This window comes from Paracoccus yibinensis (assembly GCF_030846195.1).
Taxonomy (GTDB): domain Bacteria; phylum Pseudomonadota; class Alphaproteobacteria; order Rhodobacterales; family Rhodobacteraceae; genus Paracoccus; species Paracoccus yibinensis.
Window position 1 is genome coordinate 206,958 of the sequence record NZ_JAVCWH010000005.1, and the last position, 14,121, is coordinate 221,078.

Consider the following 14,121-nt stretch of genomic DNA (forward strand, 5'->3'; position numbering starts at 1 on the left):
AGGTTATCAGAAACGGTTACAGCAATGCGGTCGAGAACCAGGGCACGGCGGCGATGGCCAGAAGCCCCACCATCAGCGCGGCCAGATAGGGCCAGATCTTCGCCATGACCTGTTCGGCGGGCACGTTGGCGATCTTGCAGGCGATATAGAAGCCGATGCCGATGGGCGGGGCCATCAGCCCGATGTTCATCGCGGTGACGATTACCATGGCATAGTGGATGTCATGGATGCCCAGGCCCCGCGCGATGGGGAACATGATCGGCGCCAGCAGCACGATGGCGGGCAGGCCTTCCAGCACGCAGCCCAGCACCAGGAAGATCGCGATGGAGGCCAGCATGAAGACCAGCCAGCCGCCCGGCAGGCCGGTCACAAGCGTCATCAGGTCGCGCGCGAAGCCCGATTGCGTCAGTGCCCAGGCCATTGCGGATGCCGCCCCCAGGATCAGCAGGATCGCGCCCGACATGGCGGCGGTTTCCACCAGCATCCCGCCCACGCGGCGCAAGGGGATGCCGCCGTAAAGCACCGCGCCGATGATGAAGGCGTAGAGCGTGGCGATGGTGCTGACCTCGGTCGCGGTGGCGACGCCGCCGCCGACCAGGCTGCGGATCATGAAGGGCAGCACCAGGGCGGGGGCGGCGATCAGGGCGGTCTTGCCGATGAGGTTCAGCGGCGCGCGGCGCACGCCCTCCATCCGCTCGCCCCTCGCCTTCCAGCGGGCGAGGATCGCCAGCACCACTAGCAGCACCATGGCGATGGCGAAGCCGCTGGTGAACAGCCCGGCAATGGACACGCCCGCGACCGAGCCCAGCACGATCAGGACGATTGAGGGCGGCACGGTATCCGCCATGGCCGCACCCGTCGCCAGCAGGGCGGTCATCTCGGGCGCGGAATGGCCCCGGCGGCGCATCTCGGGGAACAGCGCGGGCGCGACGGTCGCCATGTCCGAAACCTTGGACCCGGAGATGCCCGAGACGAGGAACATGGATCCCAGCAGCACATAGCTCATCCCCGCCTTCACATGCCCGAACAGGGACGCCAGGAAGCCCACGATGGCGCGACCCATGCCGGTCGCGTCCAGGATGCAGCCCAGCAGCACGAAGACCGGGACCGACAGCAGGATCAGCGACGACATGCCTTCGTCGATGCGGCCCATCATCACGAAGACGGGCGCGTTGGTGGCGAAGGTCAGATAGCCCAGCGTGGCAAGCGCGAAACAGAAGGCGATGGGCACGCCGATGATCAGCAGGAAACCCGCGAACAGGCCCAGGAACAGCGGCAGGTTCCAGTTGCCCAAGGCAAGGATGCCCGGCTTGGCGAACCACAGGGCCGCCACCAGCAGCCCGGCCACGGCCAGCGTCCCCCCGATCACGCCCCATTCGCGCGTGCGGACCACCGACAGGATCATCAGAGCCGCCATCAGCCCGATGCCTGCGGGCAGGGCGGATGCCCGCCAGGACATCGGCAGTTGCAGCGCGGGCGAGGTGACGAAGGATTCCTCATAGGCGTATTCGACGGCCACCGGGAACAACCGGACCAGCAGCACGCAGACCAGAACGCTGCCCGCGACCTCGGCCACGCGGGCCAGCCGGTCGGGCAGCAGCGGCAGGAACACGGTCAGACGCATGTGCTCGTGCCGGTCCACAGCCAGGGCGGCGCCCAGCATCGCCATCCAGATGAAGCTGATCGACGCAATCTCGTCCCCCCAGATCAGCGGCTTGGCCAGGACATAGCGGAAGAAGACATTGGCCAGGACGGTGACGATCATCACCACCAGCAGGGCGGCGGCCGCGATCTCGACCGGGCGCATCCAGCGTTCCGCGCGCTTCGGCTCGGACAGCGCCTCGATCCCGCCCAAGGCCAGTTCGGCGTCCTGCGCCTCGGTATGGTGCATCCTTCGTCCCCCGCTTCGGGCAACGGCCTCCCCGCCGCTTCCTGCGTCCATCAGGTGGACGCTGGATTGCCCCTTGGGCAACAGGGATAAAAGGAATTCTTCCGGTCAGGCAACAGGAAATTCCTCAACGGCGGGAAAAACGCTGCCTGCCGTTCCACAATGCGGACGGGCAGGGATTTTTGCATTCCGTGCATTGCGTTCCCAGGCCGCAGCCGTCAAACGGAAAAGCGACCCAAGGGAGAGAGACAGATGACACAGCGACCCGACATCCCCGAGGCCCAGCCGAAATGGAGCCTGATCGGCCCCGGCCTTGTCGTGGCGGCGACCGGCGTCGGCGCGGCGGATCTGATCGCCACCACCGTGGCGGGCAGCAAATACGGCTATGCGCTGCTGTGGGCGGTGGTCGCGGGCTGCATCATGAAGGTCATCCTGGTCGAGGGCGCGGGCCGGTATAGCCTGGCCACCGGCAACACCATCTTCGAGGGCTGGTCCAGCCTCGGCCGTTGGACGCACTGGTATTTCGGTCCCTATATCGTGATCTGGGGCTTCGTCTATGGCGCGGCCGCCATGGCCGGGACGGGGCTTGCGCTTTATTCGCTGCTGCCCTTCGGCAGCGTGGCAGTCTGGGGGATCGTATCCGGCCTGTTGGGCCTGGGGCTGGTCTGGTCGGGCCGATATGACCTGTTCGAGAAGGTCCTGACGGCGATGGTGATCCTGATGTTCGTCACCATGCTGCTGGCCGCCGCCCTGACCCTGCCCAACCTGGGCGAGATCGCGGCGGGCCTGGTGCCGGTCATTCCCGAGGGCGCGATGATCAACGTGCTGTCCGTTGCGGGCGGCGTCGGCGGCACGATCACGCTGGCGGCCTATGGCTATTGGCTGCGGGAAAAGGGCTGGAACACGCCGCGCTTCATGCGGGTGATGCGGCTGGACAACGGCATCGCCTATCTGGTTACCGGCCTGTTCGTGATCGCCACGCTGATCGTCGGGGCCGAGCTTCTGTACTCCGCACAGATCGCCATCGGCAGCGGCGACCAGGGCATGGTGGACCTGGCGGGCGTTCTGGCGGAACGCTATGGCGCCTGGATGGGCAAGCTGTTCCTGGTGGGTTTCTGGGCGGCGTCGATGTCGTCGCTGGTCGGTGTCTGGAACGGCGTCAGCCTGATGTTCGCCGATTTCTTCGGCCATGTGCAGGGCAAGCCGCATGACCATCCCGACCGGCTGTCGGGCGGGCGCTATTACAAGTTCTATATCTTCTGGCTGACCTTCCCGCCGATGGTCATGTTGTTCCTGGGCCAGCCGGTCTATCTGATCCTGGCTTACGGCGTGCTGGGCGCGCTGTTCATGCCCTTCATGGCGATCACGCTGCTGTGGATCCTGAATACCGCACGCACGCCTGCCGAATGGCGCAACGGGCTGCTGGTCAACATCATGATGGGTCTTTGCGCGCTGACCTTCGCGGCCTTGGCCATAGACCAGCTGCGCGGCGCAATCATGCGGGTGCTGTAAGGGCGACCGGCCCGGATCGGCGTCATTCGATCCGGGCCAGGGCGGCGCCGAAACCCAGCACTTCGCCTGCCTTGGCAGTCTGCGACAGGCAGCCCGCGCGATGCGCCTCGACGCGGGTTTCCATCTTCATCGCTTCCATCACCGCGATCACCTGGCCCGCCTCGACCTGTGCGCCGTCTTCGACCTGCCAGGCGGTCAGGGTGCCGGGAACGGGTGCGGTCACGGTGGCGTCGTCGGCCTCGGGCGCGGTGGCGGGCGCGGCGGCGGCGGGGGCCATCGCCATCAGGTTTGCGGGCAGGCCCAGTTCGTGGCGTTTGCCGTCGATCTCGATGGCGACGCGCAGCAGGGGCGCGCCGCCCGCCCGGGCCACGCGGGCATGGGGGGCCGCCGCCGCCGTCAGCCGGTCGGCGAAGTCGGTCTCGATCCAGCGGGTGTGGACGCCGAAGCTGCCATCCTCGGCCCGGAACTCGGGCTGTTCCAGGACCGCGCGGTGGAAGGGCAGGACGCTTGCCACGCCGTCGATGCGGAACTCGGCCAAGGCGCGGCGGGCGCGGGCGATGGCCTCAGCGCGGGTGCTGCCGGTGACGATCAGCTTGGCCATCATCGAATCGAAGCTGCCGGGGATCACCGAGCCCGCAACCACGCCGCTGTCCAGGCGAATGCCGGGGCCAGACGGCGCGTCGAAGACGTCGATCGGACCGGGCGTGGGCAGGAAGCCGCGGCCCACGTCTTCGGCATTGATGCGGAATTCGATGGAATGGCCGCGCGGGGCGGGCACGCCGTCGTCGGCCAGCTTCGCGCCACGGGCGACCGCGATCATGCCGCGCACCAGGTCGATGCCGGTGGTTTCCTCGGTCACCGGGTGTTCGACCTGAAGGCGGGTGTTCACCTCGAGGAACGAGATCGTGCCGTTCGCGGACAGCAGGTATTCCACCGTTCCCGCGCCGCTGTAGCCCGCATGGGCGCAGATCGCGCGGGCGCTGTCGTGAATGCGGTCGCGCTGTTCGTCGGTCAGGAAGGGGGCGGGGGCTTCCTCGACCAGCTTCTGGTTGCGGCGTTGCAGGGAGCAATCCCGCGTGCCGATCACCTTGACGGTGCCGTGTTTGTCGGCCAGCACCTGGGCCTCGATATGGCGGGGGCGGTCCAGGAACTGCTCGATGAAGCATTCGCCGCGGCCGAAGGCGGTCAGCGCCTCGCGGGTGGCGGACTGGAACAGCTCCTCGACCTCCTCCAGCCGCCAGGCGACCTTCATGCCGCGACCGCCGCCGCCGAAGGCCGCCTTGATGGCGATGGGCAGGCCGTGCGCCTTGGCGAAGGCGAGGGCGTCGGCGGGGGTTTCGACCGGGCCGGGGGTGCCCGCGACCAGGGGGGCACCGACGGCTTCGGCGATGCGGCGGGCCTCGATCTTGTCGCCCAGGGCGGTGATGACGGCGGGGTCGGGACCGATCCAGATCAGGCCCGCATCCTGCACGGCCTGGGCGAAGCCCGCGTTTTCGGACAGGAAGCCATAGCCGGGGTGGATGGCATCCGCGCCTGCGCGCCGGGCAATGGCGATGATCTTGCCGCCGTCCAGATAGGTTTCGGCAGGGCTGATCCCGCCAAGCGCGAAGGCCTGGTCGGCCATGGCCACGAAGGGCGCGTCGCGGTCGGCATCGGCATAGACGGCCACCGTTTCGATACCTTCATCGCGGCAGGCGCGGATGATGCGGACGGCGATTTCCCCGCGATTGGCGATCAGCAAGCGGCGCAGGGGCAGGGTCGGGCCGGTGGCGAAAAGGGTCATGGCTGCACCTTTATGTCGTGGAAGGGGGCGGCGGCGGTGAAGCGGATGCGCGCGCCGGGCGGGATCTGGCCTGCCAGATCAAGCGCGGACGGCAGCAGGGTCGCGATCACCGGATAGCCGCCGGTCAGGGGGTGGTCGGCCAGGAACAGCACCGGCTGGCCAGAATGGGGGATCTGGATGGCGCCGGTCTCGGTGCCTTCCGAAGGCAGTTCGCGCGTGTCGTCGCGCGTGACCGGGGCGCCTTCAAGGCGAATGCCCACGCGGGAAGATTGCGGGGTGACCAGCCAGTCCTGGGACAGGAAGTGCTGGATCATCTGGTCCGAGAACCAGTCGGCGCGGGGGCCGAGCGTCACGGGCAGTTCGACGGTGTCGCCCGGCTTGGGCAGCGCGGGCTGATCCTCGGGCGCAGAGATGGCGGTAGCGGGGTTGTTCGCGGCGTAAAGGCGCGCGCCACTGGTCAGCGGGTCAGGCCCGACGAAGGCCAGCGTGTCGGTGGCCGCCGATCCCAGCACTGGGGCCACGTCAAAGCCGCCGCGCAGGGCCAGATAGCTGCGCATCCCGGCGGCGGGGGGCGGGATCATGGCTTCGTCGCCTGCATCCAGCGCGAAGGCCGTGGGCATGGGATGCCCGGCCACCGTGGCCTGCGCCGCGCCGGTCAGGGCCAGCGTCACCGGCTGGTCCGCCCGCAGCCGAACGGGGCCAAGGGTGATTTCCAGAACCGGCGCACCGGAGGGATTGCCGACGGCGCGATTGGCCCGGCGCATCGCGCCCATGTCCAGTGCGCCCGAGGCCGATACCCCCTGCCCGCCCTGGCCCGGACGGCCCTCGTCCTGGAAGACGATGGGAAAGGCGGTCTGCACCACCGTCAGCGCCGGTTGCCCCTGGGGTTCCGGGATCGCGGCCGAGGGATGAACGTCAGCCACGCCCTCGACAAAGCGCGCCCGCACGCCGGGGCGCAGCAGGGCGGGCGGGTCGCGGGACAGATCCCACATCGGCACGCGGGTCGTGCCGATCAGCTGCCAGCCGCCCGGCGTGTCCTGCGGATAGATGCCGCAGAAGCGCGCCGCCAACGCCACCGATCCCGCCGGGATCCGCGTGCGCGGCGCGGGGCGGCGGGGCAGGTCGAAGCGCGGGTCGTCGCCGGTCATATAGGCGAAACCGGGCGCGAAGCCGCAGAAGGCCACCTGCCAGGTGGCGGCCTGATGGGCGGCAATGACCTCGGCCACGGTCAGGTTCATGTGGCGGGCGACGTCGTCCAGATCGGCGCCGTCATAGGTCATCGGGATCTCGACCGTCTCGACCGTGCCCTCAGGACGCACCGTGCCGGGCGCGGGTTGGCGGGCCTGGATCGCCGCCGCAAGCGTCCCGTCCGCGGCAAAGCCCGGCCCCATGCGGACCATCAGGGTGCGGGCGGCGGGGATGATTTCCGCCACCCCGTCGATGGGGCTGTCCAGCAGCGCGTCGAACAGCGCCAGCGTCTGGTCCAGGTCGGCCAGTTCCACCAGCAGCGTGCGCGGCCCGACGGGAAGAAAGCGCATCGTCACACCTGCCACTGGCTGTCGGGAATGTCGGTGATGAACATGTGCCCCGGCGCATGGGTGATGGCGAAGGGCGGCCTGGACGCCATGACGGCGGCCTGCGGCGTCACCCCGCAGGCCCAGAAGACCGGCAACTCGCCCGCGCGGATCTCGACGGGATCACCGAAATCCGGGCGCGACAGGTCGGCGATGCCAAGCGCCTCGGGCGCGCCGACATGGACCGGGGCCCCGTGGACCGCCGGGAAGCGGCCCGAGATCATCGCGGCATCCGCCACCCGGTCCGCCGGGATGGGGCGCATCGACACGACCATCGGCCCGTGCAGGCGTCCCGCCGGGCGGCAGGCGCGGTTGGTCAGGAACATCGGCACGTTGCACCCTTCGGCGATATGGCGCACCTCGATCCCGCCGGCCTGCAAGGGCGTCTCGAAGGTGAAGGAACAGCCGATCAGGAAGCTGACCAGATCGGGATGCTCGGCCCAGGCGTCCGTCGCGTCCGCGACCTCATCCGTCAGCACGCCGTCGCGCCAGATGCGATAGAGCGGGATGTCGGTGCGCAGGTCCGCGCCAGGCGCAAGCGCGGTCTCGAAACTGCCGGGGTCGGTCACGTCCAGCACGGGGCAGGGCTTGGGGTTGCGCTGCGCGAACAGCAGGAAATCCCAGGCCCAGTCGCGGGGCAGAGAGATCATGTTGCACTGGGTAAAGCCTGGCGCCATGCCGGCGGTCGGGGCAATCGTGCCGCGGCAGGCCAGCCGGGCGGCACGGGCGGTCTCCACGTCGGGACGCATCAGGCAGCCCTCGCGAAGGGGGCGACCGTGACGCCGCCCGCGACCAGTTCCTCGCGGATGCGGCGGGCCATCTCCACCGCGCCGGCGCTGTCGCCATGCACGCAGATGCTTTGCGCTTCCAGCTGCAGGGTGGATCCGTCGATGGCCTCGATCACGCCTTCGGTGGCAAGCCGCAGCATCCGGGCAGCCACGGCATCGGCGTCATGCAGCACCGCGCCCTTCTCGCGGCGCGACACAAGCTGGCCCTCGGGCGTATAGGCCCTGTCGCCGAATGCTTCGGCCACGGTGGCAAGTCCGGCATCCGCCGCGCGGGACAGGATTTGCGTCCCCGCCAGGCCCATCAGCACCAGCGAGGGGTCGATTTCCTTGATGGCGGCAATCACCGCATCGGCCTGCCGCGCATCGTTTGCGATGGTGTTGTAGAGGGCGCCGTGCGGTTTCACATACGTCACCCGCGTCCCGGCGGCGCGGGCGATCCCCTGCAGCGCGCCGATCTGGTAGATGACGTCGGCGGTCAGTTCCGCCGATGTCACGTCCATGGGGCGGCGGCCGAAGCCCACGCGGTCGGGGTATGACACATGCGCCCCCACCGCCACGCCGCGGGCGGCCGCGCCATCGACGGTCGCGCGGATGCTCAGCGGATCGCCCGCATGAAAGCCGCAAGCGACATTGGCGGAACTGACGATGCCCAGCATGGCTTCGTCGTCGCCCATGGCCCAGGCGCCATAGCCCTCGCCCAGGTCGCTGTTCAGGTCGATGGTGCGGGTCATCCGTTTCCTCCGTTACATGCCCAGGAAGGCGAAGATCGGGCCGATGGACTTGTAGCCCATGTACCAGGTCAGGGCGCAGACGATGGCGCTGAGGATCAGCAGCGGACGGTTGTAGCGGTGCCCGCCCATCAGGTCCGACCGCGCAAAGCCGACATAGGTGAAGATCGTCAGGCCGATGGGCAGGATCAAGCCGTTGAAGCCGCCGACAAAGACCAGCAGCGCGGCGGGTGCCGTGCCGATGGCCACGAAGACCGCCAGAGAGACGCCGATGAAGACCACGGTGGCGATGTTGCGGCTGCGCTCGGTCATGGTCATGAAGGCCACCAGGAAGCTGACCGAGGTATAGGCCGCCCCGATGACCGAGGTGATGGCCGCGGCCCACAGGACCACGCCGAAGATCCGCATGCCCCAGTCGCCAAGCGCGAAGGCAAAGGCTTGGCCTGCGGGATTCGCCGCCTGGCTGGACAAATCCAGCGTCACGCCCGAGGCAACGACACCCAGGATCGCCAGGAACAGCACGAAGCGCATCACGCCCGTGACCGCGATCCCGGTCAGCGAGGCGCGGGTGACGGCGGCCAGGTTCTGTTCGCCCACAAGGCCCTTGTCCAGCAGCCGGTGCGCGCCGGAATAGGTGATATAGCCGCCGACCGTGCCGCCGACGATGGTGGTGATGGTCGGAAAGTCGATCACGTCCGGGAACACGGTCTGGCGCAGCGCCTCGCCCACCGGCGGGTTCGAGGTGACGGCGACGATCAGCGTCATCAGGATCATCAGGATGCCCAGGCCGATGATCGACCGGTCCAGCAGCAGCCCCGCGCGTTTTGACAGGAAGACGCCGATGGCCAGCAAGGCGGAGATGGCGCCACCAATCTTCGGGTCAAGGCCGAACATGGCGTTCATCCCCAGGCCTGCGCCCGCGATGTTGCCCACGTTGAAGGCCAGCCCGCCGACCATCACCAGCACCGCCAGCAGATAGCCCGCGCCGGGGATGGCGGCATTGGCAGTCTCGGACGCATTGCGCCCGGTCAGGGCGGTGATGCGCCAGATGTTCAGCTGCACCACGAAGTCGATCAGGATCGAGGCCAGGATCGCGAAGGCGAAGGCTGCGCCCAAGGTGGCGGTGAAGGTCGCGGTCTGGGTAATGAAGCCCGGCCCGATGGCCGAGGTCGCCATCAGGAAGATCGCCGCCAGGAACCCGCCCCGCAGGGTGGCATTGGCGGCCGAGGGAACGGCTGTTGCACTCATCAGTCATGCTCCTGCTGCAAGGGAGAGTATCGATTTGGGAATAAGGCCAGCGTGACGGCCAAGAGAGGTTCTGTCAACGATTATGTGACATATTGATATAAATTGTTGAACAAAAATATTGTAAGAATGAGCAAAGCGCGAAAGATCAGGCAGCGAAAATGGCATCTTGTTGCAGTGGTTCGCCAATTCTGATGGGCGATTCGCTTGCCTTGGCCGACGGGGCGGACCATTCTGCAGCAGTCAGAAAAGGGGGCAGGACATGACCATCGACCCGCCGGGTCTGGCCGAGGAAACGGCCTCGCGCCTGCGAAATGCCATCATCGGAGGTGCCTTGCCGCCGGGTCAGCGGTTGTCGGAAACCCGTCTGGCTGCCGACCTTGGCGTGTCCCGCAACACCCTGCGCGAGGTGTTCAGACTGCTGACCCGAGAAGGGCTGCTGAGGCACGAACCGAACCGCGGGGTCTTCGTGGCCGTGCCTTCGATGGCAAGCATCGTCGACATCTATCGCGTCCGCCGCCTGATCGAGGTTCCAGCCCTGGCCCATGCCTGGCCCCGCCACGCGGCGGTGGCACGGATGCAGGCGGCGGTGGATGCGGCCCGTGCCGCGCGCCAGGCGCAGGACTGGCGCAGCGTGGGCAGCGCCAACATGGAATTTCACGCAGCCATCGTGGCCCTGACCGACAGCGCGCGCTTGCAGGCCTTCTTTGCCCAGGTTGTCGCGGAATTGCGGCTGGCCTTCGGGTTGCTGGACAGCCCCGAACGGCTGCACGAACCCTATATCGACCGCAATGGCGAAATTCTGGATCTGCTGGCGGCTGGACAGCAGGCCAGGGCGGCAGAGGTTCTGGCGGCGTATCTGGACAATTCGGAACGGGTGGTCCTGGAAGCCTTTGCCCGGCTGGGCTGACGGCCTAACCTGCGGCGTTCGCCAGCAGGGGCTGGCCCCCCGCCTGCGCAGGACCGGCGGCGTCGGGCAGGCGGAACCGGACCATCTGCCGGCCGGCGGGCAGCTTCGCCACCGCCCATCCCAGCAACTGCCCCTGCGGTCCGACCATCAGCCCGCTGTCGCGCAGCCCTTCGCCGGGCTGGATCAGCCGGGCGGCAAGGGCCTCGACACCCGGTCCGGCCTCGGCATGGGCGTTCCAGCAGGCCATCGCATTGCCCAAGCTGTCGGCGCCGGGCCACAGGTCGCGATAGGCCCGATTGGACATGACCACCTGCCCGCCCGGGGCAAAGACCGCCACGGCCTCGCCGATATTGTCCAGGATGCCATGACCCAGCGTCAGCTCGGCGCGGAACTTGCGGGTCAGGGTCATTTCCGATGTAATGTCCTCGAACAGGAAGGCCACGGCGCCGTCGGGATGGGGGCGGCCGGTGACGCGATAGGTCTGGCCGCCGGGCAGGGACCATTCCTCGACATGGTGGCCGGTGGCCGCAGAGCTTTCCAGATTGCTCATCTGCTGGCGCCAGCTGCGGAAATCCTTCGGCTCGGGCACCATCCGCAGTTCGCGCAGCTTGTCCAGAAGATCGAACAGCGTTGGCCGCGCGGTCAGGAAGCCGGTGGGCAGGTTCGTCAGGTCGATCAATGCGGGGTTGAACAGTTGCAGATGCCGCTGCCGGTCGAAGATCGCCAGGCCGATGGGCAGGTCGGCGAATGTCTTGGTCAGGGTCTGGACAAATTCGCGCAAGGACCGTTCGGCCCGCACGGCGGCATCGGCGGGAAGGGCGAACATCATCACCTGGTCGCCGATCTGGTGGCTGTGGCAGTCATACCAGAACACCGTGCCGTTCTGCGTCAGCGACGCGCGGCGCGTCCGCGTTCCCGCGCCCGGAACGGGGCGCGGCGAATCCAGCAGGCGCGGCAGCGGCCAGCCGATGGGTTCGTCGGCCTGCGCCTCGGCCTTGCGAAGATAGGCGGCGTTGGCCCAGGTCACGCGATCCTCGGCGTCCTGGCGCCAGACCAGCATGGGCGTCTGGTCCAGGGACCGGCGCAGCAGATCCAGTTCCTCCTCCATCGCCTGCTGGGACATCGAATCGACGACGATGCCCGCATATTCGGCCTGTGGGTCGGTCAGGGTGATCCGCAGCAGGTCCGAATCGACCTGTTCGGCCAGCAGCCGCAGGGCGGCGCTGCCGGTGCCGGATTGACCCAGGCATTCGAACCGTCCCGTCCGGTCGATGCGCGACATCCCTTCGATCGCGTCGGGAAAGCGCGGGCCGATCCATTGCAGCAGCCGCGTCCATTCGCCTTCGGGGGCGGAAATGCGGTCCAGCAGGGCGCGGGCAGGGGGCGTCGCGTCGATCAGAACCTGGTTGCGGAACAGCAGCACCATCGGCTTGAGGCTGCCGTCCACGCCTTGCGGCAGGCGCGGCCCGCGCCGTCCGGGACCGCGATCCCACCAGCGGATCAGCCCCACCGCCAGAAGGACCGAGACGGTGCCCGTCAGGACCGCCAGCAAGACCAGGCCGATACCGTGAAGAGACATCCCAAGCTCCTTCGCATTTGGACAACCATAGCGAGAGCAGGCTTAACGAACAGTTAAAACCTTAGAAACGGTGTTCGGGATTGGCGCCCAGTGGCGCCCGCGCGTCAGTGGCGATCCGGTCCAGCGGCCAGCGGACGGTCACGACCGCGCCCGGCCCGCCATTGTCAAAGCCCAGCCGCGCGCCCGACCGTTCCAGCAGGGTCTTGGCGATGAACAGCCCCAGACCCATGCCGTCATAGCCGGCGCGTTGCGCGCCGCCGCGCTTGCTGGTCAGGTAGGGATCACCGATCCGCGCCAGAAGGGCGGGGGGATAGCCGGGGCCGTCGTCGCGAATCGATACCGTCAGCCATCCCTGGTCGACCTGCGCCTCGATCACGACCCGGCTGGCCGCGAAATCGACGGCATTCTGGATCAGGTTGCGCAGCGCGTGGATGATGGCGGGATCGCGGCGGATATCGGGACCCTCCGCACGGATCTCGACCACGGGGCCGCGCCCGGCATGGGGTTCGGCCGCATCCTCCAGCACCGCGCGCAGGGGGGCCATGCGCAGGTGCAGGTCGTCCTTGCCCGCCCGGCCCATGCTGCGCAGGATGTCCGCGCAACGCACCGCCGAATCGCGCAGGGCCATGGCATCGGCCTGCAATTCCGGGCGGTCGTCCAGTTCGTCCGCCAGTTCCGCCGCGATCAGCTTGATGGTGGCAAGGGGGGTGCCCATCTCGTGCGCGGCGGCCGCGACCACCCCTCCCAGGTGCTGCAGCCGTTGTTCGCGCGCCAGCGCCATCTGGGTCGCGAACAGCGCGTTCGAGGTCGCCTGCAATTCGGCCGTGACCCGGTGCGCGTATCCCGCAAAGAACACCACGCCGATCATCAGCGCCGCCCAGTGCCCCAGCGTCAGGACCGGCGCCAGCACCAGTTGCCGGCCCGTGCTGTCGTGCAGCGGCAGTCCAAACAGCGAGACAAGCGAGATCAGGATCATCGTCGCGGCACCAAGGGCAACCGTCTGCCGGGCATCCAGCGATGTCGCGGCCACCGTCACCGGCGCCAGGACCAGCAACGCGAAGGGATTGGCCAGCCCCCCGGTCAGCGCCATCAGGGCGGAAATCTGGATCACGTCGAAGGTCAGATGCACCACCGCCATCCGGGCCGAGTTGCGGCGCGAAGGACCCAGGCCCTGCCACAGGTTCATGGCGATGGCCGCCGCGATCAGCGCCAGGACCGGCATGACCGGAAAGGCGATGCCCATCAGTTTGGCGACCACCACGGCGGCCAGCTGGCCCGCGATGGCGAACCACCGCAACAGGACCAGCGTGCGCAGCCGGATCGGCTCGGCCGGGGTGGCGGGGGAAAGGAAAGGATCGGACATGGCCACCAGGGTGCGACGATGCGGACCTTGATACGCGGGGGCAGATGGGCGATCAATGCGCCGCCTTGCCGCAACGAAGGAGTTCGATCATGGCCGACCGCAAGATCCTGCTGATTGGAAGCGTGGCTGCCCTGGCCTTGCTGGGGGTGGGCGGCGCCTGGCTGGCGGCACGTCAGGCCGGCGATCCGTTCACCGAATGCCAGGGCAGCGCCGTCGCGGGCGGCATGGACAGCTTCGGCACCGATTTCACCCTGACCCGTCAGGACGGGCAGCGCGTCACGGCCGACCAGGTTTTCACCAAGCCCTCGCTGCTTTATTTCGGCTATACCTTCTGTCCCGATGTCTGCCCCATGGACAGCGCCCGCAACGCCGAGGCTGCGACCTTGTTGCAGGAACAGGGAAAGGACGTGCAAACCGTCTTTGTCACCGTGGATCCCCGCCGCGACACGCCCGAGGTGGTGGCCGATTTCACCAGCCTGTTTTCCGACGACATGATCGGCCTTACCGGATCCGAGGAAGAGATCGCCGCCGTCAACAAGGGCTGGCGAAATTATTACAAGGCCAATGACGAGGAAGACCAGGAGTATTATCTGGTCGATCACATGACCAATACCTATCTGGTCATGCCCGGCAACCGGACCGTGGCCTTTTTCGGACGCGACACCCCGCCCGAGGTGATGGCCGAACGCGTGGGATGTTTCGTGGATGCCCTTGGCTGAGAAGTGATTGCCCCCGTCCCATCCTTGCGGCA

Annotated in this window: 11 protein-coding genes; 3 read left to right on the forward strand and 8 right to left on the reverse strand. The window is 67.9% G+C overall.

The window, feature by feature from the left end; all coding sequences use genetic code 11:
• Positions 1–16: 16 nt before the first annotated feature.
• Positions 17–1,891 carry a TRAP transporter large permease gene (locus tag RAH32_RS13100; protein ID WP_306608381.1) on the reverse strand — a complete coding sequence of 625 codons (1,875 nt, stop codon included), beginning with the start codon at positions 1,889–1,891 and terminating at the stop codon, positions 17–19.
• 249 nt (positions 1,892–2,140) lie between these two features.
• Between RAH32_RS13100 and RAH32_RS13105 the strand changes: the two genes are divergently transcribed.
• Positions 2,141–3,400 (forward strand): Nramp family divalent metal transporter, encoded by a 1,260-nt coding sequence (locus tag RAH32_RS13105; protein ID WP_306608382.1) that lies wholly within the window; start codon positions 2,141–2,143, stop codon positions 3,398–3,400.
• Positions 3,401–3,422: 22 nt separating this feature from the next.
• Here RAH32_RS13105 and RAH32_RS13110 read toward each other — a convergent pair whose 3' ends face one another.
• From RAH32_RS13110 to RAH32_RS13130, 5 genes are read right to left on the reverse strand one after another with little or no spacing between them, the layout of a single operon-like run.
• Positions 3,423–5,183, reverse strand: coding sequence for an acetyl/propionyl/methylcrotonyl-CoA carboxylase subunit alpha (locus tag RAH32_RS13110; RefSeq protein ID WP_306608383.1), 1,761 nt, complete (start codon positions 5,181–5,183; stop codon positions 3,423–3,425).
• The gene (locus RAH32_RS13115; RefSeq protein ID WP_306608384.1) at positions 5,180–6,721 is read right to left on the reverse strand and encodes a 5-oxoprolinase subunit B/C family protein; all 1,542 of its coding nucleotides are present in this window, start codon (positions 6,719–6,721) and stop codon (positions 5,180–5,182) included. The genes RAH32_RS13110 and RAH32_RS13115 overlap by 4 nt, the downstream gene beginning before the upstream one ends.
• Positions 6,722–6,723: 2 nt before the next feature.
• Positions 6,724–7,506: a putative hydro-lyase gene (locus tag RAH32_RS13120; protein WP_306608385.1), complete on the reverse strand. Its 783-nt coding sequence runs from the start codon at positions 7,504–7,506 to the stop codon at positions 6,724–6,726.
• The gene (locus tag RAH32_RS13125; protein WP_306608386.1) at positions 7,506–8,276 is read right to left on the reverse strand and encodes a LamB/YcsF family protein; all 771 of its coding nucleotides are present in this window, start codon (positions 8,274–8,276) and stop codon (positions 7,506–7,508) included. The genes RAH32_RS13120 and RAH32_RS13125 overlap by 1 nt, the downstream gene beginning before the upstream one ends.
• A gap of 12 nt (positions 8,277–8,288) precedes the next feature.
• A complete protein-coding gene (locus tag RAH32_RS13130; protein ID WP_306608387.1) occupies positions 8,289–9,521 on the reverse strand; it encodes an NRAMP family divalent metal transporter in 1,233 nt (410 codons plus the stop codon).
• A gap of 259 nt (positions 9,522–9,780) precedes the next feature.
• Between RAH32_RS13130 and RAH32_RS13135 the strand changes: the two genes are divergently transcribed.
• A complete protein-coding gene (locus tag RAH32_RS13135) occupies positions 9,781–10,428 on the forward strand; it encodes a GntR family transcriptional regulator (RefSeq protein WP_306608388.1) in 648 nt (215 codons plus the stop codon).
• Between the two features lie 4 nt (positions 10,429–10,432).
• On the opposite strand, the gene RAH32_RS13140 is transcribed toward RAH32_RS13135, so the two are convergent.
• Both RAH32_RS13140 and RAH32_RS13145 read right to left on the reverse strand, forming a co-directional pair.
• A complete protein-coding gene (locus RAH32_RS13140) occupies positions 10,433–12,007 on the reverse strand; it encodes a PAS-domain containing protein (RefSeq protein WP_306608389.1) in 1,575 nt (524 codons plus the stop codon).
• 61 nt (positions 12,008–12,068) lie between these two features.
• Positions 12,069–13,370, reverse strand: coding sequence for an ActS/PrrB/RegB family redox-sensitive histidine kinase (locus RAH32_RS13145; RefSeq protein ID WP_306608390.1), 1,302 nt, complete (start codon positions 13,368–13,370; stop codon positions 12,069–12,071).
• A gap of 89 nt (positions 13,371–13,459) precedes the next feature.
• Between RAH32_RS13145 and RAH32_RS13150 the strand changes: the two genes are divergently transcribed.
• Positions 13,460–14,089, forward strand: a complete 630-nt coding sequence (locus RAH32_RS13150; protein WP_306608391.1) for an SCO family protein — start codon at positions 13,460–13,462, stop codon at positions 14,087–14,089.
• The last annotated feature ends 32 nt before the right edge of the window (positions 14,090–14,121 follow it).

Bases quoted from the DNA above. Each gene is read 5' to 3' on its own strand.
- RAH32_RS13105 (WP_306608382.1), top strand. From the start codon at position 2,141: ATGACACAGCGACCCGACATCCCCGAGGCCCAGCCGAAATGGAGCCTG.
- RAH32_RS13145 (WP_306608390.1), bottom strand. From the start codon at position 13,370: ATGTCCGATCCTTTCCTTTCCCCCGCCACCCCGGCCGAGCCGATCCGG.
- RAH32_RS13130 (WP_306608387.1), bottom strand. From the start codon at position 9,521: ATGAGTGCAACAGCCGTTCCCTCGGCCGCCAATGCCACCCTGCGGGGC.
- RAH32_RS13135 (WP_306608388.1), top strand. From the start codon at position 9,781: ATGACCATCGACCCGCCGGGTCTGGCCGAGGAAACGGCCTCGCGCCTG.
- RAH32_RS13110 (WP_306608383.1), bottom strand. From the start codon at position 5,183: ATGACCCTTTTCGCCACCGGCCCGACCCTGCCCCTGCGCCGCTTGCTG.
- RAH32_RS13120 (WP_306608385.1), bottom strand. From the start codon at position 7,506: ATGCGTCCCGACGTGGAGACCGCCCGTGCCGCCCGGCTGGCCTGCCGC.
- RAH32_RS13140 (WP_306608389.1), bottom strand. From the start codon at position 12,007: ATGTCTCTTCACGGTATCGGCCTGGTCTTGCTGGCGGTCCTGACGGGC.
- RAH32_RS13115 (WP_306608384.1), bottom strand. From the start codon at position 6,721: ATGCGCTTTCTTCCCGTCGGGCCGCGCACGCTGCTGGTGGAACTGGCC.
- RAH32_RS13100 (WP_306608381.1), bottom strand. From the start codon at position 1,891: ATGCACCATACCGAGGCGCAGGACGCCGAACTGGCCTTGGGCGGGATC.
- RAH32_RS13125 (WP_306608386.1), bottom strand. From the start codon at position 8,276: ATGACCCGCACCATCGACCTGAACAGCGACCTGGGCGAGGGCTATGGC.
- RAH32_RS13150 (WP_306608391.1), top strand. From the start codon at position 13,460: ATGGCCGACCGCAAGATCCTGCTGATTGGAAGCGTGGCTGCCCTGGCC.